The organism is Halomonas salinarum, assembly GCF_012062845.1.
GTDB classification, from domain to species: Bacteria; Pseudomonadota; Gammaproteobacteria; order Pseudomonadales; family Halomonadaceae; genus Onishia; species Onishia salinarum.
The window spans coordinates 1-22,074 of the sequence record NZ_WWNB01000029.1 but is presented as its reverse complement, the minus strand read 5'-3'; the positions used below and the strand labels follow the sequence as shown (position 1 = coordinate 22,074).

Here is a 22,074-nt window from a genome sequence, read left to right as displayed (position 1 = left end):
AGGGAACGCAGTATCAGGAAGAGCGCTCGCTGGGTCGGCAAGACCGCCTGGTGACCTTGACGGCGTCTCCTCAGGCGCGCAAGAAATGGCCGGACTTGCCGCCGACGATGACGGCGCGTCTGTTACGTCGCAAGGTGAACGGCAAGGAGGTCCAGATCCTGACCTCGATGACCGACCCGCTGCGCTTTCCGGCGGCAGATATTGTCGATCTCTACAGCCATCGCTGGGAAATCGAACTGGGCTACCGGGAAATGAAGCAATCCCTGTTGGGTAATCGCCTGACGTTGCGTAGCCGGACGCCGGAGATGGTCTTCCAGGAGCTCTGGGGCACCTTGCTGGCCTATAACCTGATTCGCTTCCAGATGGCCCGTATGGCCTATAGCCTAGAAGCGGTGCACCCGAACCAACTCAGCTTCCACCAGGCCGCCCACTGGATCATCAAGGAGTTAACGGTCCTCCCTTGGGTCTCGCCGGGGCGTGTGCCCGGTGTGATTCAGTCGATGCTGGAGATGGCGCCTGCCTTCGTCTTGCCTGAGCGACGCGAGCGATCTTACCCCCGATCAGTCAGGCGCCGACCCCAGAAGTACCCGACCAAGAGAAATGCCAGTCAGCGTTAACTGACTGGCATTAGGCCAAGCGGCCTGAGTTATTTACCAAGCGGGTGGTTAATCACACGGGACCCGACAACCTTGAGTACCGCCGTGTTGCGGCTTCAACGGGCGGCCAGTACTTCCGCGTCCACTTCCGCCTGTAATAACGGCTTATTACCTCAGGGGGAGCGTCAAAGATACTTCTATACTTTGGCACAAGGTCTCCAAATGAGGCTTAACGCCAAGCCAACCTGACTCGCTACGAGGCGCGTAGCGCCGACGTAGCGAGTCAGGTTGAGCGTCGTGTTAGGCTTTGTCTGAAAAGTCGACGAGCGAAGGCCAGACAAGGCAAAAATTGGCGAAAGAGCGGAGTTTACGGAGTGTAAATGAGCATCTTGAGCCGATTTTTAACGCCGTATGGGCGAGCGCAGTACTTTTCAGACATTGCCTAGGCACCAAGTTTTGTGGCCTCTAGGGCGGCATCGTTCCCCTCAATCCACCTCTCCAACTCTTCGAACGCCTCAGGCCACTCCTCGTTGTACTCGTCGCAGAAGACGGATATGCAAAGTTCAACCGCCTGAAGGTGCGACTGCCCATACATCGTCTGCCACTTATTCCTGTAGTTCACAACGTTACTTTCTCTGTCTACATCAGAGTATCCGATCGCCATGCCCTCATAGTTCGGATGGGCGCTTTCAGACAGCTTGGCGTATAGATCTCTCATCCCCGGGTACCTCGCATCGCATTTCTCGAGGATAGTGACGATATTAAGTGATTTGTGCGGAGTTGAGTCGTCCCGTGAGCCAAGAAGCAAGGTCGCAGTTTTGTCAGAGAAGTCGTGAAAGTCGAGCGTACCTTCGAGAACTTTGCGTGTGATCTGATTCAGATAGATGAGGACGGCGACTGTCTCAAAAGCCGACCGGAGCAGAATTCGTGCACCAAGTAAATGGTCCGCATCGCAGAGCGCAACCGACTGCTCCAGCAAATTTTGGGCGCGCCAAGCGACAGTTTCACGTAGTGACAGACTCCGAAACGGAGCCTTCCACTTGTGCGCAATACTATTTCGCGAAAACAGCCCGCCAACATCCACTTGGCGACACAGAGACTGCTTCCAGGTGTTCAGTGACTCATCTATTGGTCGCATTTGGGCCTAACGCTCGCGCAAAGAGTGCGAGGCACGAGCGTCGCCTTTAACGCGTTTGTTAGCACACTGCCTATTCATACGGGTAGGACCTTCCTTCTAGCACGCCGCCATTCGATAGAGTAATTTCCAGTCGCTTGAACAGGCCGAGGAAGTCAACGAGGTTCATATCCACGCGTACGCGCCTTGCTTCTATCACATCACCGCTAGCAGCAAGCAAAGAAGGAATGTCAGTGTGTCCGTTCAGGTCGGTCACGAAAAACGTAACGTAAACTGGATCATCATGGGTGCCATGATTCTCTCCAGCCCACATCTTGACGCCCACAACGAATTCTTCGTCGCTGATCAAATCATTGTCTTTGAGCCACTTTGCTGCGTTCTCTTTATCCGCCCGGTCGGCAGCTGCACTACCTTTCATGTCATTGTATTGTACTGATGCTTTAAAAGTGTCCATTCTCTCTCCTTTTGGTTGTAGTGCTAACGCTTGCAGCATGCGCGCCCTTGGAATGGAGCCAAAGGCGCAATGTAAAGGGCGTCGCTGTGCCTGCACTGGTTATGTAGCATCGACCGAACTCACGACCTTTGACATTATTACCTGCTGAATCTCGGGGTGAAATTCCTCATAGATGGTATTTGAGCGAACGTTGTTCTTCTCTTTAGGCTTTGGAACAGTGAACCTTTCACGACTTATCCAATTTATGCGTCTGCCTGCACTCACGATACCTTTGGTATCTTCTTCGTCAGTTAGAAACTTATGGTCAGCAACGAAGCCAATCCCCTTAATATGGATGTCTTTACTTCCAGCGGAGCAAGACTTGATGTAAACGATGTCTCCGACCTTAAGAGATGCTATGTACTGAAACAATTCAGGAGCTTCACGTTGCCCCCAGCCGGGCCCAGCGATTCCGTGATTAATAAATTCAGCGCTTACGTCCTCGCCGTAATATGCCCCAATTCCAAAAATTGCCATCTAATTCTCCTTGGCTGAATTTGCTACATAACAGTGATTAGGCCATTCCGGCATTTGCCAACTTTATTCGATCAATCACTCACGTCCCAAAAATTGAATTTCATTTTTCTTTCACTTTCATGAACTTCTTTTATTAGGTTAGATGCATTCTCTGAGCTTATCTTTCCATTCTTTTCAGCTGCTCTAATAGTTCGTATAGTCTTTACTCTGTCATCAAATCGAGAGCGATTTAATTTTAAGCCATCGATAAAAGCCTTTGAGGTAACCCTCATCATCGCTTCATATTCTATGCAGAATTCTATGAAGGGCGTGACGCTCGCTGTTACGTCATCCCAGCAATTAGACTTATCAGCCACCCTATCAAAATCGCACGGCTTGATTAACGCATGGCTAGGTATTCCCGTTCCTTTCATATCGCAATCTAAATAGACTTTCCTCGCAAGCTCAGAACAATATGAGTACTTTTTTGCAGGTTTTCTCTTAGGGAATATCTTGTATGGCTGATTTAGATAGTACGCACAAACCTTTAGCATCCTTTCGGTTTTTTCATCGGAAATATCTTTTAGTCGAATAACTCTCCAATCATCAGAAGCATCATGAAGAACTTCTGATATTAGACGATTCGTGACGCCTACATTAGGAATGGCATCTATACAAATAAAGTCAGCATGCACTACCGCCACATGGCTTGACCTTGCACCGCGATAAACACTTTTTTGGGAATTTCGCAAAGCTTTTGATCGCGCAGAGCTTCCGCACATTAAGATTAAATCACCCGTTTTCAGCGTATCTACGAAGCTTTTCATCTTTTGAATAAGGACGTTGTCTTCGCCCCTCATCATTGAGCGATATATCAACTTATGTTCTTCAGGAATTCCACATTTAGCTGCCATTATATCTAGCTGAGAATCAGTCAGGTTACGCATTTGTTCAAGTGCCGCCTCCTTACTACTCTTGCCATTCATCGTCCTGAAGGCACTTGCCGCTGTTTGATTTCTTATAGCATCCCTGATATCACTCATGCATTTTTCTCTATTTTTAACTCATCATGGTTCAGTTGTGAGCCCGCCTAACGCTTGGGCTAAGCCGCCGAGACGGAGCGCCGCGGAGTACCGGTCGGCTTGAGCCCCTGGTTAAATTTTGTTTGCATGGACGCCCACAAGGAATTGCTTGGAAAACTGTTCTTTTGTGTAAAACGACTCGCCAAGACCCCGTAAATCCGGCACTGAAAACTTATTCCCGCCTACCGCCAAATCAGCGTGATTCTTTGGACCATCATAATTCCTCAATTTCTCCAAGAATTGGGGATCTTGGGCATCTCTCATATCAGTGTAGTACTGCAGTAAGAGTTCCGCCTCTGAGGCCTGTATCAACCAAGAGGAAATTTGTCCAAGGTCCGATCCTAGGAGGGCAGCGATTCTTCCCATCTCCAAAATCGCTACACACTTTGGAAATTCAGCTTTAATGGTCGCGTACGCGCGCTCCCTGAGCTCAGTTCCATATACAGCAGCTCGACCATCAACAATTAGTTCCCAGACCGGCGCTCGATTCGGAAAAGGTTCGCCGAGCCAATATGGATCGACCCAATCAATGGACTTTAGGTCGCCATTACTATCCAATGGTGCATATGTAATCCAATTAGCGTCGTGGCGACTGAAAGTTGCTCCAGGCAACAATCCGAGTTCTGCCTGATACTTAGAGGAGAAGTGGTTGCCCCATTCTCTAGCCGCTTCAAATGCTGACTGCTCTTCGAAGAAATACATGCCAACCAATCGAGATATCTTGCTTGGGTACTTCAACTGACGAATTCGCTCAATTGCTAATTCGTTGCTAAGCCTCGGCGAATTACGATGCTTGAGCATGCCTGCTAGCATCACGGAAATTGGGCACTTAGGATACTCATTGCCTGCTTGAGCGGAGACCAATACTCCCCGGTATGCGCTCCACGCCACCATTGGGTGATCAATATCAATACAGCCGTAGACGGATTGCACTCGAGTCCTCCGACGAAATTTAACGCCCTTGTTTAGCGGCGCCCTGACAAGGGCGTCCGGTGGAGGGCCTTCAGGCCCGGAACGTACTACAATAATTTGTTAAACTAAGCTCAGGTTAAATACGAGTGAACCAAAACCCGCAAGGAACGTCGCCCACGAAAACATAAGAGATCCAGAGGTTTTCCAATTCGTGCGTTCCTGGCTCTCTCTTTGATGCTCAACAAGCCCGGTATAGGAGACCAAGAGCGCAACAAGAGACAATAGGAAGCAAACCGCGCCAATCTGAATAGGCAAGCTTGGCGGTGAAGATGCATCAAATTTGACCAAAAGTGTTCCAACGGCAGCAGAATTGATGGTGATCAGAAGCTTGGTCCAGTCTAGATAATCTTTTACATCTTCTTGTCTAATATCAATCATAACAGCTACTTAGAAATGGTTTAGTTCAACAGTGATTAGACTGCGCGCTCGTTTTGCCGGATCCAATAATACTGTGCATTCATCCATGCTTCGGAATGGCAGAATGATAGTCGCACAATGCATACCAGCGTCTGTGCTAGATCGAGTGGTACGACCATGCACTTGAAGCGCTACAGGTTAGCGGCGAGGCCTGAATCCGAAGGATATGAGCAGACTAAAGGGCACCGGGCACGCTACCGCCCCTACCTGGGCATGCCGTGATGGCGTCCTGCCATCCATGCAGTAGTCCGTTACCAAGCGCGATGCTGTCGGTCATTCCGCCGTTGTTACTGAAGGTTAACGGTCAGACTATTCATTAGTGGCTTTGGATGCAAAAGGCGGCGGGTAAAAGTCGTCGGTCGATTTCAGCTTTCTCATATAAAAACACCCCAAGGTCGGATGAGCATCCAACCCCTCGGGGTGCGGTTCTTTTTTTACTGGCGATTGCGCGTTGTGCTTTGTAGCAGGTTAGGGGGCCAGACCTTCCAGTGCCGCGCGGCAGCGAGTCTCGACGTCGTCTAGCTCATTTTGCATCAGGCGGATGTCCTCTTTGCGTTGCTCCATCTCGGCCCGCTTCTCGGCGAGAATTTCGAGGATGCGGTGAAGCTGGCGAGCGTTGCCGTCGGGCATGGCGTCGTAGAGCTCGACGACCTCGCGGATCTCGGCCAGCGTGAAACCGAGCCGCTTGCCGCGCAGGGTCAGTTTCAGCCGTACCCGGTCCTTGTCATGGTAGATACGCCGCTGACCGCGCCGCTCGGGTGCCAGCAAGCCTTCCTGTTCATAAAAACGGATGGTGCGGGGCGTTACCTCGAACATCTCGGCCAGCTCACCGATCGCGTAGGTAGGCTTTTCTGACACGTCGCCCTCGGTGCTGTCGGGTGGCGTGGCCTGTGACGCGATATGGCTGGACTTGGGCATGGTGGCGTTCCTTGGCGTATACGATGTTGTTGTGAATGAAGGAATGATCGCATGAACGTTGTGGCGCTTCGACTCTTAAGCTGACTATAGTTGACGTTAACGTAAAGCAAAGTTATTGCTATTACCCTTAGACCAAGGGGTGGCTTGCGCCCGACCAAGCAAATGCTAGCTTGGTCACATCATCGGTTGAGGCGCTAAACGCCTCTTGTGCTTGCCATTGTCATTCTTGTCATCGCGAGCCTCGCACCGGGCCGACGCGACCGCTAACCGTCAGTGTGATGCCGGTCATGGCCTGACGGAGTCGAGACGTATAACGGCCTGTGGCGTTAAAGGAGAGCACCATGGATTTTGCCCTGACCGAGGATCAACGTGCCTTGCAGCAGGCAGCAGCCGATTTCTGCCACGCGGAGCTTGCCGCTCATGCCGCCGACTGGGATGCCCGTTCGCACTTTCCGGTGGAGGTGATCAAGCGCGCCGGAGAGGCCGGTTTTCTCGGCATCTATATCGATGAGGATCGCGGCGGGCTGGGTCTTTCTCGGCTCGAAGCCTCGCTGATCTTTGAGCAGCTCGCCCAGGGCTGCATCTCGACCACCGCCTACCTGACCATTCACAACATGGCGAGCTGGATGGTGGCCAACTGGGGCAGCGAGGCGTTGCGCGAGACCTGGCTTGAGCGCTTGATCAGCGGTGAGCTGCTGGCCTCTTACTGCCTGACCGAGCCGGGCGCCGGTTCGGATGCGGCCAACCTGCGCACCAAGGCGGTACGCGAGGGCGAGGAGTACCGGATTACGGGCTCTAAGGTGTTTATCTCAGGTGCTGGCGAGACCGATGTACTGGTGGTGATGGCGCGTACCGGGGCGCCGGATTCCGGTGCCCGTGGTATCTCTGCCTTCCTGGTGCCCGCCGACAGCGCCGGTATCGAGTACGGCAAGAATGAAGAGAAGATGGGCTGGAAGAGTCAGCCGACGCGGATGGTCAGCTTCGATGATGTGCGGGTGCCGGCCGATTATCGTCTCGGTGAGGAAGGCGAGGGCTTTCGGCTGGCCATGAAGGGCCTGGATGGCGGTCGGTTGAATATTGCCAGTTGTTCGCTGGGTGCCGCTCAACAGGCGCTGACGCTTGCTCGCGATTATCTCGGTCAGCGCCACCAGTTTGGGCGTGAGCTTGCCAGTTTTCAGGCGTTGCAGTTCAAGCTCGCCGACATGGCAAGCGATCTGCTGGCGTCACGACTGATGGTGCGCCACGCGGCCTGGTGTCTCGATCAGGGGGCACCCGAGACCACCGCGCATTGCGCCATGGCCAAGCGAGTCGCGACCGACATGGGCTTTAACGTCTGCAACGAAGCCCTGCAGCTGCATGGCGGCTACGGTTACATCAAGGAATACCCGCTTGAGCGGCTGGTCCGCGATACTCGCGTGCATCAGATTCTCGAGGGCACCAACGAGATCATGCGCGTGATCACCGCCCGGCGTTTGCTCGCCGATGGCGTGATCGAATCACTGCAATGAGGAAAGCCCGCCGAGGCGTCGCTATCGCGGTCATGGATCGACCATTAATTAACCTATTTCACACAACCCGCTAAAGGAGCCCGAGCGATGACCGATGCACCCGTGCTGTTCGAGGAGCGCCCGACACGCGATGGATGCCTTATCGGCGTGGCGACCCTCAATGCGCCTCGCTCTCTGAATGCCCTGTCGCTTGCGATGATCGAGCAGCTATCGGCTCGGCTGACCCGGTGGGCCGACGATGACCGGGTGGTGGCTGTCTGGCTGGAGGGCGCCGGGGAGAAGTCGTTCTGCGCCGGCGGCGACGTGGTGGCGCTTTACAAGGCGATTCAGGCCGGCGAGGGAGGCGCCTTTGCCGAGACCTACTTCACTGGCGAATACGGCCTTGATCATCAGATTCACTGCTTCCCCAAGCCGCTGCTGGTGTGGGGCGATGGCATCGTGATGGGTGGCGGCATGGGGCTGATGGCGGGCGGTGGTTTCCGCCTGGTCACCGAAGCCTCACTGATGGCGATGCCCGAGATCACCATCGGCCTCTACCCGGATATCGGTGCCAGCTGGTTTCTCAACCGCATGCCGCCAGGCATCGGCGCCTATCTGGGGCTGACGGGTGCTCAGCTTAATGCGCGCGATGCGCTAGACCTGGGCCTTGCCGATCGATTCGTGCCTCGGGAAAGCCGCGAGGCATTGCTCGAGGCGCTGGCCGATGCCGATTACGGCGAGGCCGATAACACCCAGCTAGTGCACGCGGTGGTCAGTCAGGTGCTTGACCAGTTCGAGGATCGCGGCCAGGCGCCGGCGGCGCAACTCTGGCCGCAGCGCGATCATATTCAGCACCTGACCGCCTGTGCAACGCCAGCCGATGCCGCGGAGCGCATTCTTGACGATACGCACTCGGATGCATGGCTCGCCGCCAATCGGGCAAGGCTTGCGGCAGGCTGCCCGCTGAGCGCGCAACTGGTCTGGCAGATGATCGAGCGACACTCCCGGGCGAGCCTCGCCGACGCCTTCCGCGAGGAGCTCAACCTCTCGGTGCAGTGCTGCCTGCGGGGAGACCTCGCTGAGGGCGTGCGCGCACTTCTGATCGACAAGGACAAGCAGCCTCGCTGGTCGCATGCAAGCGTAGGCAAGGTGCCCAAGGCCGATATCGACGCCATGCTGCGCCCGCTGTGGAATTCACAGACACACCCGCTGCGCAATCTGTAATTCGCAGCGCATGGCCCTCACCAGAGCATCGCTGTGCGCCAATTCAACAGCCAGCACCGTAACGGACACCACAACCAACTAAGCAACCAACACAACAACCAACAGGGAGCCTCACCATGCGTATCGCCTTTATCGGTCTTGGCAACATGGGGGCGCCCATGGCCACCAATCTCATCAAGGCAGGCCATGATGTCTGCGTCTTCGATCTGTCGGAAAAGGCCATGCAACCCCTCGAGGATGCCGGCGCCAGCCGTGCGAAAAGCGCCGAGGCGGTGACACAAGGCGCGGATGTGGTGATCTCGATGTTGCCCGCCGGGGCCCATGTTAAGGGCCTTTATCTTGGCAACGATGCCGCTCAAGGGCTGCTGGCCACGATGACGGGAAACCCGCTAATCATCGATGCCTCGACCATCGCGCCGGATGATTCTCGCAGGGTGGGGGCCGCTGCCGCCGAGCGGGGGTTTGCCTTTGTCGATGCGCCGGTATCCGGTGGGGTGGCTGGCGCAGTCGCCGGCACCTTGACGTTTATTGTCGGAGGCAGCGAGGAAGGCTTTGAGAGGGCAAGGCCGGTACTTGAGGCCATGGGCAAGAACATCTTCCATGCCGGCGATACCGGCTCAGGGCAGGTCGCTAAGCTCTGCAATAACATGCTGCTCGGCATTCTCATGAGTGGCACTGCCGAAGCCCTGGCGCTGGGTGTCGAGAATGGCCTGGACCCGGCGGTGCTCTCCGAGATCATGAAGCAGAGCAGCGGTGGTAACTGGGCGCTTAACGGCTACAACCCCTGGCCGGGTGTGATGGAAAAAGCGCCGGCCTCGAACGACTACCAGGGCGGTTTTCTGACTGACCTGATGGCCAAGGATCTGGGGCTTGCCTGGGAGCTGGCGCTTAAGTCGAAGTCGACGGTGCCGATGGGCTCCCAGGCGCGTAACCTCTTCGCCCTGCATGCGGCGCAGGGCAGCGGCGGGCTCGATTTCTCGAGCATTCAGCGGCTCTATCGCCGGGACAAGGAGTGAGCCGCCGCGACCACCCTTGAGCCTCGATTAGGCCCCGACACCCAGCACGCATTGGGGCCATGGCCGGAGTGGGGCACAATGACGCCCCCTTTCGACCGAGGTTGCCATGACGTCGACACCGTCTTCCCCATCCCCCTCCCGGCGCGGCTCGATGCTCGAAGCGCCGATTGCGCGCACGCTGGTACGCAAGACCCTGCCGGTCATCGGCGGCATGCTGGCGATGATGACCTTCAACCTGGTCGATGCCTGGTATATCGCCAAGCTCGGCACCGTGCCATTGGCAGCGGTGTCGTTCACCTTCCCGGTGGTCTTCGCAGTCATCAGCCTGGCGATTGGCCTGGGGATCGGTACCTCGGCGGTGGTGGGGCGCTTGCTTGGCCAGGGCGATCACGACCGGGTGGCGCGGCGTGCCACCGATGCGGTGTTGCTGTCGCTGCTTGTCGGGGCGCTGGTCACCCTTGCCGGGCTGCCAAGCATCGAGGCGCTGTTCTCGCTGCTGGGGGCCGATGCCGAGCTGATGCCCTATCTCGAGGCCTATATGGGCGTCTGGTACTGGGGCGCTGCGCTGGTGATCGCGCCGCGCATCATCAATAGCGTGCTGCGTGCCCATGGCAATACCCTGGCGGCGGGCCTGTCGATGGGGGTGGCGGCGTTGCTCAATATGGCACTCGATCCGCTGTTGATCTTTGGTTGGGGGCTGGTGCCGGCGATGGGGGTTGCCGGTGCGGCGCTTGCCACGGTGCTGAGCTGGGGGCTGATGACGCTTGGGCTGATTTGCCAGCCACGGCTGCGCGGCCTGATCGCCCTGCGGGGCATGACCCTCAAGGCGCTGGCGGAATCCTGGCAGGTGCTTGGGCGCATTGCCCTGCCAGCGGCGGTAACCAGCCTGTTCACGCCGGTGGCCATGGCCCTGGTGACGCGCATCGTCGCCGAGCATGGCCATGCCGCGGTGGCGGCCTTCGGGGTCGGATCGCGGTTGGATGCCATCGCCCAGATCGTGGTGCTGGCGCTGTCGATGACGCTATCGCCGCTGGTCAGCCAGAACCAGGGCGCCGGCCAGTTGGCGAGGGTGCGCCGGGCCATCGGCGGCTGCCTTATTTTCGTGCTGATTCTGCAACTGGTGATCTGGGCGGTTCTGCAGATCCTGGCGCCCTGGCTGACCGCCCACTATGCCGAAGGGCCGGCGGTGGGTGAGGTGTTACGCGCCTTCATTTGGCTGGTGCCGCTGGGGCTTGGGGCTCAGGGGGTAGTGATCCTCTCGGTATCCTCGCTCAATGCCCTGCATCGGCCGCGCGATGCCATGGGCCTTTCCGTGGTACGCCTTTTTGTATTGTTCGTGCCCCTGGCCTGGCTTGGCAGCTTGATAGCCGGGCCCAGCGGCATTTTCACCGGCATGCTGACGGCTAATCTGATCATGGCGGGTATCGCCTGGTGGCGCCTGCGCGGTGTGCTGGCGCGACAGCAGCGGGCGGCTCCTGCATCGTCGAGCTGAGGAAGGGGGAGTGGCGTCGCTGACGGGGGTGAACTGACGGACTTGGGCTGACGGATGGCCTACGCTCACGGAAGCCTAACCTTTCAGGACCCGGTAGAACGCGAAATAGCCGGCCAAGACCAAGGTCGGCTTGGCAGGGTAGGGTGATTGATCTACATTATTTTAAAATGTCGACATTATTCAGGAGTACCACATGAGTCAGATTACCCCTGTCACCTGGGATGACCCCTTCCGCCTTATCGACCAGCTCGATGAAGACGAGCGCATGGTGCAACGCACCGCCCACGACTATTGCCAGGACAAGCTCTTGCCGCGGGTGCTCGAGGCCAACCGCCACGAGCATTTCGACCGCGAGATCATGAACGAGATGGGCGAGCTTGGCCTGCTGGGGGCGACCCTCGATGGCTACGGTGGGGCCGGGCTCAACTACGTGAGTTACGGCCTGATCGCCCGTGAGGTGGAGCGCGTGGATTCCGGCTATCGCAGCGCGATGAGCGTGCAGTCGAGCCTGGTCATGTATCCGATCCATGCCTTTGGCAGCGAAGCGCAACGCGAGAAATACCTGCCCAAGCTTGCCAGTGGCGAATGGGTGGGGTGCTTCGGCCTTACCGAGCCGGACCACGGCTCAGACCCCGGCGGCATGAGCACTCGAGCGGTGCGTACCGCCGATGGCTGGCGCCTCAACGGCAGCAAGACCTGGATCACCAACTCGCCGATCGCCGATGTGTTCGTGGTCTGGGCCCGGGATGAAGAAGGCATCCTGCACGGCTTCATCCTCGAAAAAGACATGCCGGGCCTCACCGCGCCCAAGATCGAAGGCAAGTTCAGCCTGCGCGCCTCGATCACCGGTCAGATCATGATGAGCGATGTCGAGGTCAGCGATGATCAGCGCCTGCCCAACGTCACCGGCCTCAAGGGGCCTTTCTCGTGCCTTAACCGAGCCCGCTACGGCATCGCCTGGGGCACCATGGGCGCCGCCGAGGCCTGCTGGCATGCAGGGCGCCAGTACACCCTCGATCGTAAACAGTTCGGGCGTCCGTTGGCGGCCAATCAGCTGATCCAGAAGAAGCTCGCCGATATGCAGACCGAGATAGCTCTTGGCTTGCAGGCGGCGTTACGGGTCGGGCGGATGATCGATGACGGCCAGCTGGTGCCGGAGGCGATTTCGCTGATCAAGCGCAACAACGCCGGCAAGGCGCTGGATATCGCTCGTGTCGCCCGCGACATGCACGGCGGCAACGGCATCAGCGACGAATACCACGTCATTCGCCATGTGATGAACCTCGAGGCGGTCAACACCTATGAGGGGACCCACGATATCCATGCGCTGATTCTCGGTCGCGCCCAGACCGGTCTGCAGGCGTTCGGCGCCGAATGAGCCAGTCGAACGCCCATCCAGTAGGGAGGTAACGCCCATGGCAGGACCGCTAGAAGGGCGCGTGGTGCTGGATATGTCGCGGGTGTTGGCGGGCCCCTGGGCCGGGCAACTGCTCGCGGACCTCGGCGCCCGGGTGATCAAGATCGAGCACCCTGGCCGTGGTGATGATACCCGCGCCTGGGGGCCGCCCTGGCTCGAGGACGCCGCCGGTGACCCGGTGGCAGCGGCCTATTATCTGTGTGCCAACCGCGGCAAGCAGTCGCTGGCCGTGGATATCGCACAGCCTGAGGGCCAGGCGCTGATCCGTGCCCTGGCGAACCGCGCCGATATCCTGATTGAGAACTTCAAGGTCGGCGGGCTCAAGCGCTACGGTCTCGACCACGAGAGCCTGAAAGCCGAGAACCCGGGGCTGATCGGCTGCTCGATTACCGGCTTCGGCCAGGATGGCCCCTATGCCGGTCGGCCTGGCTACGATTTCATGATCCAGGCGATGGGGGGCTTGATGAGCCTGACCGGGGACCCGGACGGCATGCCGATGAAGACCGGGGTGGCGATTACCGATGTGATGACCGGGCTCTATGCCGCGGTGGGTATTCTCGCAGCACTCGATGAACGCTCACGCACCGGTCTCGGGCGCTACATCGACGTGGCGCTGCTCGATGTCCAGGTGGCGACGCTTGCCAATCAGGCCCTGAATACACTGGTCAGCGGCCGGGCTCCTGAGCGCCACGGCAATGCGCATCCCAATATCGTGCCCTATCAGGCCTTTGCCTGCGCCGATGGCTACCTGGTGTTAACCGTGGGCAACGATGCCCAGTTCGCCCGGCTTGCCAAGCTGCTTGAGTGCCCCGAATGGGCTCAGGACCCGGCGTATGCCACCAATGCCGCTCGGGTCGCCAATCGCGGGGCGCTGGTCGAGAAGATCACCTTGTGTCTCGCGAGTCGCACCCGGGATGAGTGGCTCGCGGCCTTCGAGGCACACGGCGTTCCCGCCGGGCCAATCCATAGCGTCGCCGAAGCCCTCGAGGATGTCCAGGTGCGGCATCGCGGCCTGGTCAGGCGCCTCGAGCGTGATGGCACCGACGTGCCTCAGGTAGGTAACCCGCTGCGCTTCGATGGTGTCTCATGCACCAGCGAGTCGGCGCCGCCGACGCTTGGCGCCGACAGCGATGCGGTGCTCACCGAGATGGGGCTGTTGGCTGAGGATATTGCCAGGCTGCGGGATCTCGGCGTCGTGCGCTAGGAACCGCCGTTGATCAGCGGGGGCTGAAGCGACGCTGCAGGCCGGCTTCGGCGATCATTCGTGTCGAGATCTCTTCGATCGAGAAGCGGGTGGTGTCGATGTAGGGGATGTGCATCTTGCGATACAGCCCTTCGGCCTGGGCCACTTCCTGCATGCATTGGTCCATCGAGCAGTAGCGGCTGTTGGGGCGCCGTTCGCTGCGGATGGCCGCGAGGCGAGGGGCGGCGATGGTCAGGCCAAACAGCTTGTGGCGGTAGGGTGTCAGGGCACGGGGCAGCTTGAGGCTGCCGTCTTCGTCGTAGTCGTCTTCGGTGAGCGGGTAGTTGGCGGCGCGGATGCCAAACTGCAGCGCCAGGTACAACGAGGTGGGCGTCTTGCCGCAGCGAGATACGCCGACCAGGATGACATCGGCCTTGTCATACTGGTTGAGCCGCGCACCGTCGTCATTGTCCAGGGCGAAATGCACCGAATCGATACGGTTCATGTAGACTTCGTCCTGGCCGATCGAGTGGGTGCGACCCACGGTATAGGTGGAGTGGGTAGCGAGCTCTTCTTCCAGCGGCTTCAAGAAGGTCGAGAAGATGTCGACCTTGAAGCCCTCGGCCGTGGAGACGATGCGACGCACGTCCTCGTCGACGATGGTATCGATGATGATCGGCTGCTCGCCATCCCGGGCCGCGGTGGCGTTGATGCTGTCGACCAGCGCCTGTGCCTTCTCGTTGTCATCGATGTAGGGCTTGGTAACCATGCGGATCTCGACGCTCTCGAACTGAGCCAGCAGGCTGCGTCCGAGGGTCTCGGCGGTGATACCGGTGCCATCGGAGATAAAAAAGGCGGTGCGGGTCATGGGGAAACCTTCGGTTCTTGTAGTGGCGAGTAGTGGCGAGGTCATGGCGTGATTGTCTCGGCTCGTGGCCGTCGCGGCAAGCGCCGCGCGAGCTGTCATGCCCTCTCCAGGGTGGCAGCGAACGGCTTCACTGCGGCTTGATAAGTTTCCGGCGAAGCCCTGACTACAGGAAACGCCGCCAAAAGGTCTGTGTTGTAAAAATCCTCCAATGACTTCGCTGTTAGACCAATGGCGAACACCTCCCTACCTTGGTAGGGTTCTTCCCATTCAGCCGTGGCGGTTTTCGATCGCAACGATCGTGGGCAGTGAGCGTCATCAGTCGACTAGGGGGTCGCGTGGAAGAGTCCGTGAATCAGTACATTGAGTGGTTCGATAAGCTGGGCATGAACGACGTCGAGCGGGTCGGTGGCAAGAATGCTTCACTTGGCGAGATGATCTCCAACCTGGCCAATGCTGGTGTCAGCGTTCCGGGTGGCTTCGCTACCACCGCTCACGCCTATCGCGAATTTCTTGCTCACGACGGCCTCAACGAGCGCATCAATGAAGCGCTTGCTCGCCTTGACGTCGATGATGTGGCGGCACTGGCCAAGACGGGTGCCGAGATTCGTCAGTGGGTGATCGATACGCCGTTGCCGCCGACCTTCGAGGCAGCGCTTCGTGAGGCCTACGATGACATGGTCGCCCGCCACCCGAACCTCAAGGTCGCGGTGAGAAGTTCCGCTACCGCCGAGGACCTGCCGGATGCTTCCTTCGCCGGGCAGCAGGAGACCTTCCTCAACATTGAAGGTTTCGACAACATCAAGCGTGCCGTGCACGAGGTGTTCGCCTCGTTGTTCAACGACCGGGCGATTTCCTACCGGGTGCACCGCGGCTATCCCCACGAGAACGTGGCGCTGTCCGCCGGCGTCCAGAAGATGGTGCGCTCCGAGACCGGCGCCTCCGGCGTGATGTTCACCCTCGATACTGAATCCGGCTTTCGCGATGCCGTCTTCGTCACGGCCTCCTGGGGGCTTGGCGAGACAGTGGTTCAGGGCGCGGTGAACCCCGATGAATTCTATGTTCACAAGTCGACACTGGATGCGGGTCGTCCGGCAGTGCTTCGCCGCAATCTGGGCTCCAAGCTGATCAAGATGATCTATACCGGTGATGCCAGCGCCGGCAAGTCAGTGGAAACCGTGGACGTGCCGCTCGCCGATCGCGGTCGCTTCTGCATCAACGATGAGCAGGTCATGGAGCTTGCCCGTCAGGCGATGATCATCGAACGTCACTACGAGCGCCCGATGGATATCGAGTGGGCACTGGATGGCGACGACAACCATGTCTACATCGTGCAGGCACGCCCCGAGACGGTGGTCTCCCAGGAAGAGGGTGGCAAGCTCGAGCGTTTCCACCTACGCGAAAAGGGTCGCAACCTGATCTCCGGTCGCGCCATCGGTCAGCGCATCGGTAGCGGTGAGGTCAAGGTGATCATGACCCCGGACGAGATGGGCAAGATCAATGACGGCGACGTGCTGGTCACCGACATGACCGACCCGGATTGGGAGCCGATCATGAAGCGTGCCTCGGCGGTGGTGACCAATCGTGGCGGGCGCACCTGCCATGCGGCGATCATCGCCCGCGAGCTGGGCATTCCGGCGGTCGTTGGTTCCGGCGATGCCACCAATGTGTTGCGCGACGGTCAGGACGTCACGGTTTCCTGCGCCGAAGGCGACACCGGTCATGTCTACGAGGGGCTGCTGGACTACGAGTGCAAGACCACCAGCGTCGACAGCATGCCGGAACTGCCGTTCAAGATCATGATGAACGTCGGCAACCCGGATCGCGCCTTCAACTTCTCGAGCCTGCCCAGCGCCGGCGTGGGCCTGGCGCGCCTCGAGTTCATCATCAACCGCATGATCGGCGTGCACCCCAGGGCGCTGCTCGAGTTTGATAGCCAGCCGGTTGAATTGCAGCAGACCATCGAGCAGCGTACCGCCGGCTATGATGATCCGGTGAGCTTCTACGTCGATAAGCTGGTCGAGGGCATCTCGACGCTGGCCGCGGCTTTCTACCCGCAGAAAGTGATCGTGCGTCTGTCGGACTTCAAGTCCAACGAGTACGAAAACCTGATTGGCGGCAAGCAATACGAGCCGGGTGAAGAGAACCCGATGCTTGGCTTCCGTGGTGCCGCCCGCTACCTGTCGGAATCCTTCCGTCCCTGCTTCGATCTTGAGTGTCAGGCCATCAAGCGGGTCCGCGACGTCATGGGTCTCGACAACATCGAGATCATGGTGCCCTTCGTGCGCACCACCGAAGAAGCAAGCGGCGTGATCGACATCTTGTCAGAGAATGGCCTCAAGCGCGGCGAGAACGGTCTCAAGGTCATCATGATGTGCGAGCTGCCGGCCAACGCACTGCTCGCCGATGAGTTTCTCGAGCACTTCGACGGCTTCTCGATCGGTTCCAACGACCTGACTCAGCTGACCCTGGGGCTGGACCGTGATTCCGGGGTGATTGCCCATCTGTTCGACGAGCGTAATCCGGCGGTGCTCAAGCTGCTGTCGATGGCCATCCAGGCCTGCAAGGCGCAGGGCAAATACGTGGGCATCTGCGGCCAGGGACCCTCGGATCATCCGGATCTCGCCAAGTGGCTGATGGAGCAGGGCATCGACTCGGTGTCCCTGAACCCTGATGCGGTGCTCGAGACGTGGTTCATGCTGGCCGGTGAGACCATCGGCTAAGCACTCGCGCACCTCGCACGAACAACGACCCCGCCCTTCGAGGCGGGGTTTTTTGTGGGGTTGTGGGCCGACAGCGTGATGGCAGCGTGGACTGGCGAGTCGGGGCTGATTCGACAATAACCGTCAGCCTGCTAATATTGTGCACGATTCAATCACGCACACGAGACGCCGGATCACGGCGCACGTGCGGCGCAATGCGTCGCCGATGACCACCGGAGGAGAATTCCCCTTGGCCAGCTTTACTCTGAACGGCAAGCCCGTCAGCGTCGAGGTGTCCCCTCAGACCCCACTGTTGTGGGTCCTGAGGGATAACCTGGGCATGACCGGCACCAAGTTTGGCTGCGGCATCGCGCAGTGCGGCGCTTGCACCGTCCACCTTAACGGCGCTGCCACACGGACCTGTGTGCTGCCCGTGTCCGCCGCCGAAGGTGGCGAGGTCGTCACCATCGAAGGGCTGTCGGACAACGATGACCATCCTCTGCAGCAGGCCTGGCGCGAACACCAGGTGCCGCAGTGTGGGTACTGCCAGTCGGGCCAGATCATGCAGGCCGCTGACTTCCTGAGTCGCACTCCGGACCCAAGCGATGATGAGGTCACCGAGGCCATGTCCGGCAATCTCTGCCGGTGCATGGCCTATGTGCGTATTCATCGGGCGGTGAAGCGTGCCGCCGAGATTGGCCAGGCAGGTGAGGCCAGCACCGCCGGCGTTGGCGTCTTCGACCCGACCCGTGATCAGGAGGTGACCCATGGCCAGGTTTGAAGACCAGTTGGCGGCTGTTGAAGCGCAAGGCAGCGATGCCCAAGGCAATGATATATCGGGCAATGGTGCCCAGGGCTTCACGCGTCGCGGCTTTCTGATCGGCACCATGGCCGGGTCGGCGATGATGGCGTTCGGGCTCTCCGGCGCAGCCAGCGCGGCAAGCGATGTCTCGGGAAGTAATGGCTCGGCCAGCGAGTCACTGGCCGCCGGCCGTTATGAGCCGACGATCTGGTATGCCATCGCGCCCGACGGCACGGTGACGGTGCACATCACCAAGGCCGAAATGGGCCAGCATGTCGCCACCAGCCTGGCGCGTCTGGTTGCCGAGGAGCTTGAGGCGGACTGGTCGAGCATCGAGGTCGTCTATGTCGATAGCGATCCGAAGTGGGGCCACATGGTCACCGGTGGTAGCTGGTCGGTGCACCATAGCTACCTGCCGCTGTCGCGTGCCGGCGCGGCTGGGCGTATTGCGCTGATCGAGGCCGGTGCCAAGCTGCTTGACGTCGACCCCGCCGATTGCCGGGCCCGTAATGGGCAGGTCATCAGCGGCGACAAGTCGATCAGCTATGGCGAGATCGTGTCTCAGGCAGGGCTCGAGCGTACCTTCTCCGAGGAGGAGCTCAAGGACATCAGCCTGAAACCGGCCAGCGAGCGCCGTGTGCTAGGTACCAAGGGGACGGCCCTGGATGTGCCGGCCAAGGTCAATGGCGAGGCGATCTATGGCATCGATGTCACCGTCGACAAGATGCTTTATGCCCGTCCGGTACTGCCACCGACCCGTTTCGGTTCCAAGCCGGTCTCGATCGATGACAGCGCCGCCAAGCAGATCGACGGCTATCGCCAGACCATCGAGCTTGATGACCCCTCTGGCGTCTGCCAGGGCTGGCTTGCCGTGATCGCCGATAGCTATTCGTCGGCGATGCGGGCAACCGATGCCCTCAAGGTCGAGTGGCAGCGGGGCGACAGCTACGATATCAGCGAGGCGGATATCCAGGAGCAGGGCCACACCCTGGTCAACTCGCCAAGCCGCGACAACGGCTCGCTGTTCGTCGATATCGGCGATGTCAGTTCCGGCCTCGAGGGTGCCAGCGAGGTGATCGATTCCACCTATACCACCTCGAGTGTGCTGCACTTCCAGCTTGAGCCGGTCAACGCCACCGTATTCGAGGAAGACGGCCATTGGCACGTGCACTGCGGCAACCAGCAGCAGACGCTGGCGGTGGGGATGCTTTCGAAGTCGCTCCAGGTCGATAAGAGCAAGATCACCCTGCACCAGTACTACCTGGGCGGCGGCTTCGGTCGTCGCCTGTACGGTGACTACACCATTCCGGCGGCGCTTGCCGCCAAGGCGCTGGGTCGTCCGGTGAAGATGCTCTTCACGCGCCCTGACGATACGCGCTTTGACTGCGTGCGCTCGCCCTCGGTACAGCGACTGCGCTCCGGGCTCGACGGCAATGGCAAGGTCGTGGCATCCGAGCATGCCGCGGCCGCTGGTTGGCCTTCTGCCGCCATGGCGCCGGCCTTTCTTATCGAGCCGGTCGAGAACGGTGGCAAGGTCGACTCCTTCGCTATCAGCGGTGCCGATCACTGGTATGACGTGGGCGCACAGCGCGTCTGGGCGCAGCAAAACCACAAGGCGCATGAGGTCTTTGTGCCGGGTTACCTGCGCTCGGTGGGGCCGGGCTGGACGACCTGGGCCGTGGAGCAGCATATTGACGAGCTGGCGCTGGCTGCCGGGAAGGATCCCGCGCGCTTCCGCCTCGAACTGCTCAACGCCGAAGGCCGCAACGCCGGTCAGGCACCGCATAGTGTCGGCGGTGCCGAGCGGCTCAAGGCAGTGCTCGAACGGGCGATGGCCAAGGCGGACTGGGACAGCCGTGACAGCCTGCCTGATGACGTGGGTATGGGCGTGGCGCTGACCTTTGGTCAGGAGCGCAGCATGCCGACCTGGGTGGCCTGTATCGTTCGGGTCAAGGTCAATCGTGGTGATGGTTCGGTCGATGTCGAGCAGCTGACCTCAGTGGCCGATGCCGGCACGCTGGCGCACCCCGACGGTGCCATGGCGCAGCTCGAAGGCTCGCTACTGTGGGGGCTTTCCATGGCCCTGTACGAGGGCACCGAGTACCAGCAGGGCAAGCCCAAGGCGCTGAACCTTGGTGCTTATACGCCGCTGCGCATGAACCAGGTACCCAAGATGGATCTGGAGTTTGTCGATAGCGATGCCATGCCGGTCGGCCTGGGTGAGCCCGGGACTACCGTGGTCGCGCCCGCCATCGCCAATGCGATCCAGCATGCAGTCGGCGTTCGGTTGCGTGACATGCCCATGCGTGCCGAGGCACTCAAGGCGGCTCTCTAGGGTAGCGCTTTCATCTTGACCCAGAAGCCCCGCCCCGGCATGTCCGGGGCGGGGCTTTGCTGAGTAGGGCATATCATGCAACACCTAGATTTGACGGTAATCCGCCAGGCGCTTGCCTGGGCGCGGGAAGGGCAGCCGGTGTGGCTGTGCACGGTGCTTTCAACCTTCGGCTCATCGCCGCGAGAACCCGGTGCCTGGCTGGTGGCGCTCCGTGATGGCCGGCATGTGGGGTCATTGTCTGGTGGTTGTGTCGAGGAAAACTTCCTGGCTCGGCTGGCCGACGGCGCTTTCCAGGCGCCAGTGCAACGGGTTCGCTATGGCGACGGCGGGGAGGGCGATGGCCCCGGCATCACCCTGCCTTGTGGCGGTATTCTCGATGTGCTGGTCGAGCGGCTGGCGCCGGGTGATGAGTCGCTTGCGCATCTGGCGGCACTTGAAGCGGCACTGACCGGGCAGCGTCCGCAATTGCGCCATGTCGATCTGGTGAGCGGTGAGACGAGCCTCGCTGACGATTCTGGCCTCGGTGCGCGGGTGGTATGGTCAGTCGAGGATAGTTCTGTCGAGGAAAGTTCTGTCGAGGAAAGTTCTGACGAGGATAGTTCTGGCGGCAAAAGTGATGGTGCGAAAAGCTCTAACGAGGGCAGCTCCCAGGCGCCTGGACAGGTGCAGATGCGCGTGGGGCCGGCCGCGCGGCTGGTGCTTGCCGGCATGTCACCGGTGGCGGAAGCCTGTGCCGAGTTTGCACAGCGATTGGGTTTCGAGGTGATCCTCTGCGACCCTCGACCCGACGTATTCGCGACGCTATCGCTGCCGGATGTTGAATGTGTCGAGACCCTGCCCTCTATCTTCATCGCGGAAGGCGGCTGTCATGGAGCCACCGCGGTGGTGGCGCTGACTCATGATCCGCGCATCGACGATCTGTCGATGATCGAGGCGGTCAGAACCGATGCCTTCTATATCGGGGTGATGGGGTCGAGGAAAACGTCTGCCGCCCGTGCCGAACGGCTTGAACGCAGCGGTGGGTTGAGCAAGACCGCGCTTGCCCGCATTCAGATGCCGATTGGGTTGGATCTTGGCAGCAAGACGCCGGCAGAAATTGCCTTGGCGGTGATGGCCGACATCGTGCGGGTGCGCCGGGGGCGTGAACGCAGCGAGCTGTAAGCGCATTACCAAGCGCTACCAAGCATTATTAAGCAGTACCAAGCAGTATTGAGAGTACAGAACGACCAAACAAAAGCGCCCGGCCATGCTATTGGCCGGGCGTTTTTTGGTGCGCCAGGCATGGCGCGCAGCGCCGGACAGGTGCTGTTCCCGAGGGTGGTGCCTCGGGATGACTCGGGGGTGAGAGTCCCCTGCGGACCCTGATAGCGGGAACCGTTAGCTGAACAGCAAGGGTGTCCGTCGCGAGGCGGAATCTGGAGGAAGCTGTAGGCAAACTCCTGGCCCGACGAACAGGAACCGCATACGAGGCTGTCGCACCTG

Annotated in this window: 19 protein-coding genes; 11 read left to right on the top strand and 8 right to left on the bottom strand. The window is 59.6% G+C overall.

The window, feature by feature from the left end; genetic code table 11:
- Window positions 1-617, top strand: a 617-nt coding sequence (locus HF027_RS14950) for a transposase (RefSeq protein WP_168017010.1), incomplete at its 5' end; no start/stop codon positions are given.
- Between the two features lie 421 nt (window positions 618-1,038).
- Here the strand turns inward: HF027_RS14950 and HF027_RS14945 are convergent.
- The 7 genes from HF027_RS14945 to HF027_RS14915 form a co-directional block, all read right to left on the bottom strand.
- Window positions 1,039-1,575 (bottom strand): hypothetical protein, encoded by a 537-nt coding sequence (locus tag HF027_RS14945; protein WP_209316467.1) that lies wholly within the window; start codon window positions 1,573-1,575, stop codon window positions 1,039-1,041.
- Between the two features lie 229 nt (window positions 1,576-1,804).
- Window positions 1,805-2,185: a hypothetical protein gene (locus HF027_RS14940; protein ID WP_168017006.1), complete on the bottom strand. Its 381-nt coding sequence runs from the start codon at window positions 2,183-2,185 to the stop codon at window positions 1,805-1,807.
- A 99-nt stretch (window positions 2,186-2,284) separates the two neighbouring features.
- Complete coding sequence (locus HF027_RS14935; RefSeq protein WP_168017004.1) at window positions 2,285-2,701, bottom strand: hypothetical protein; 417 nt, start codon at window positions 2,699-2,701, stop codon at window positions 2,285-2,287.
- 71 nt (window positions 2,702-2,772) lie between these two features.
- Window positions 2,773-3,723: a YiiX/YebB-like N1pC/P60 family cysteine hydrolase gene (locus HF027_RS14930; RefSeq protein ID WP_168017002.1), complete on the bottom strand. Its 951-nt coding sequence runs from the start codon at window positions 3,721-3,723 to the stop codon at window positions 2,773-2,775.
- A 111-nt stretch (window positions 3,724-3,834) separates the two neighbouring features.
- Window positions 3,835-4,695 (bottom strand): hypothetical protein, encoded by an 861-nt coding sequence (locus HF027_RS14925; protein ID WP_168017000.1) that lies wholly within the window; start codon window positions 4,693-4,695, stop codon window positions 3,835-3,837.
- 99 nt (window positions 4,696-4,794) lie between these two features.
- On the bottom strand, window positions 4,795-5,112 hold the full coding sequence (locus HF027_RS14920; RefSeq protein ID WP_168016998.1) for a hypothetical protein: 318 nt from the start codon (window positions 5,110-5,112) through the stop codon (window positions 4,795-4,797).
- A 507-nt stretch (window positions 5,113-5,619) separates the two neighbouring features.
- Window positions 5,620-6,069 carry a MerR family transcriptional regulator gene (locus HF027_RS14915; protein ID WP_168016996.1) on the bottom strand — a complete coding sequence of 150 codons (450 nt, stop codon included), beginning with the start codon at window positions 6,067-6,069 and terminating at the stop codon, window positions 5,620-5,622.
- A 341-nt stretch (window positions 6,070-6,410) separates the two neighbouring features.
- Here HF027_RS14915 and HF027_RS14910 point away from each other — a divergent pair, with 341 nt between their 5' ends.
- The 6 genes from HF027_RS14910 to HF027_RS14885 all read left to right on the top strand — a co-directional run bounded on the left by HF027_RS14910 (window position 6,411) and on the right by HF027_RS14885 (window position 13,909).
- On the top strand, window positions 6,411-7,577 hold the full coding sequence (locus HF027_RS14910) for an acyl-CoA dehydrogenase family protein (protein ID WP_168016994.1): 1,167 nt from the start codon (window positions 6,411-6,413) through the stop codon (window positions 7,575-7,577).
- Between the two features lie 87 nt (window positions 7,578-7,664).
- Window positions 7,665-8,780: an enoyl-CoA hydratase/isomerase family protein gene (locus HF027_RS14905; protein ID WP_168016992.1), complete on the top strand. Its 1,116-nt coding sequence runs from the start codon at window positions 7,665-7,667 to the stop codon at window positions 8,778-8,780.
- Window positions 8,781-8,896: 116 nt separating this feature from the next.
- On the top strand, window positions 8,897-9,796 hold the full coding sequence (gene mmsB / locus HF027_RS14900; RefSeq protein WP_168016990.1) for a 3-hydroxyisobutyrate dehydrogenase: 900 nt from the start codon (window positions 8,897-8,899) through the stop codon (window positions 9,794-9,796).
- Between the two features lie 106 nt (window positions 9,797-9,902).
- Entirely contained in the window at window positions 9,903-11,288 is a 1,386-nt protein-coding gene (locus tag HF027_RS14895) for an MATE family efflux transporter (protein WP_168016988.1), read from the top strand.
- Between the two features lie 193 nt (window positions 11,289-11,481).
- Window positions 11,482-12,666 carry an acyl-CoA dehydrogenase gene (locus HF027_RS14890; RefSeq protein WP_168016986.1) on the top strand — a complete coding sequence of 395 codons (1,185 nt, stop codon included), beginning with the start codon at window positions 11,482-11,484 and terminating at the stop codon, window positions 12,664-12,666.
- Between the two features lie 37 nt (window positions 12,667-12,703).
- Entirely contained in the window at window positions 12,704-13,909 is a 1,206-nt protein-coding gene (locus HF027_RS14885; protein WP_168016984.1) for a CaiB/BaiF CoA transferase family protein, read from the top strand.
- 13 nt (window positions 13,910-13,922) lie between these two features.
- Here HF027_RS14885 and ppsR read toward each other — a convergent pair whose 3' ends face one another.
- Window positions 13,923-14,756, bottom strand: coding sequence for a posphoenolpyruvate synthetase regulatory kinase/phosphorylase PpsR (gene ppsR / locus HF027_RS14880; RefSeq protein ID WP_168017014.1), 834 nt, complete (start codon window positions 14,754-14,756; stop codon window positions 13,923-13,925).
- A 347-nt stretch (window positions 14,757-15,103) separates the two neighbouring features.
- Here ppsR and ppsA point away from each other — a divergent pair, with 347 nt between their 5' ends.
- From ppsA to HF027_RS15680, 4 genes are all read left to right on the top strand, one after another.
- Complete coding sequence (gene ppsA, locus HF027_RS14875) at window positions 15,104-17,476, top strand: phosphoenolpyruvate synthase (RefSeq protein WP_168016982.1); 2,373 nt, start codon at window positions 15,104-15,106, stop codon at window positions 17,474-17,476.
- A 229-nt stretch (window positions 17,477-17,705) separates the two neighbouring features.
- Window positions 17,706-18,236 (top strand): 2Fe-2S iron-sulfur cluster-binding protein, encoded by a 531-nt coding sequence (locus HF027_RS14870; protein ID WP_168016980.1) that lies wholly within the window; start codon window positions 17,706-17,708, stop codon window positions 18,234-18,236.
- Window positions 18,223-20,592 (top strand): xanthine dehydrogenase family protein molybdopterin-binding subunit, encoded by a 2,370-nt coding sequence (locus HF027_RS14865; RefSeq protein WP_168016978.1) that lies wholly within the window; start codon window positions 18,223-18,225, stop codon window positions 20,590-20,592. Before HF027_RS14870 ends, HF027_RS14865 begins: the two co-directional genes overlap by 14 nt.
- Before the next feature lie 75 nt (window positions 20,593-20,667).
- The gene (locus HF027_RS15680; RefSeq protein ID WP_245184875.1) at window positions 20,668-21,753 is read left to right on the top strand and encodes an XdhC family protein; all 1,086 of its coding nucleotides are present in this window, start codon (window positions 20,668-20,670) and stop codon (window positions 21,751-21,753) included.
- The last annotated feature ends 321 nt before the right edge of the window (window positions 21,754-22,074 follow it).

Excerpts from the sequence above, each read along its gene's own strand:
- HF027_RS14940 (WP_168017006.1), bottom strand. The coding sequence starts at position 2,185 with ATGGACACTTTTAAAGCATCAGTACAATACAATGACATGAAAGGTAGT.
- HF027_RS14935 (WP_168017004.1), bottom strand. The coding sequence starts at position 2,701 with ATGGCAATTTTTGGAATTGGGGCATATTACGGCGAGGACGTAAGCGCT.
- HF027_RS14930 (WP_168017002.1), bottom strand. The coding sequence starts at position 3,723 with ATGAGTGATATCAGGGATGCTATAAGAAATCAAACAGCGGCAAGTGCC.
- HF027_RS14920 (WP_168016998.1), bottom strand. The coding sequence starts at position 5,112 with ATGATTGATATTAGACAAGAAGATGTAAAAGATTATCTAGACTGGACC.
- HF027_RS14915 (WP_168016996.1), bottom strand. The coding sequence starts at position 6,069 with ATGCCCAAGTCCAGCCATATCGCGTCACAGGCCACGCCACCCGACAGC.
- HF027_RS14910 (WP_168016994.1), top strand. The coding sequence starts at position 6,411 with ATGGATTTTGCCCTGACCGAGGATCAACGTGCCTTGCAGCAGGCAGCA.
- HF027_RS14905 (WP_168016992.1), top strand. The coding sequence starts at position 7,665 with ATGACCGATGCACCCGTGCTGTTCGAGGAGCGCCCGACACGCGATGGA.
- mmsB (WP_168016990.1), top strand. The coding sequence starts at position 8,897 with ATGCGTATCGCCTTTATCGGTCTTGGCAACATGGGGGCGCCCATGGCC.
- HF027_RS14895 (WP_168016988.1), top strand. The coding sequence starts at position 9,903 with ATGACGTCGACACCGTCTTCCCCATCCCCCTCCCGGCGCGGCTCGATG.
- HF027_RS14890 (WP_168016986.1), top strand. The coding sequence starts at position 11,482 with ATGAGTCAGATTACCCCTGTCACCTGGGATGACCCCTTCCGCCTTATC.
- HF027_RS14885 (WP_168016984.1), top strand. The coding sequence starts at position 12,704 with ATGGCAGGACCGCTAGAAGGGCGCGTGGTGCTGGATATGTCGCGGGTG.
- ppsR (WP_168017014.1), bottom strand. The coding sequence starts at position 14,756 with ATGACCCGCACCGCCTTTTTTATCTCCGATGGCACCGGTATCACCGCC.
- HF027_RS14865 (WP_168016978.1), top strand. The coding sequence starts at position 18,223 with ATGGCCAGGTTTGAAGACCAGTTGGCGGCTGTTGAAGCGCAAGGCAGC.
- HF027_RS15680 (WP_245184875.1), top strand. The coding sequence starts at position 20,668 with ATGCAACACCTAGATTTGACGGTAATCCGCCAGGCGCTTGCCTGGGCG.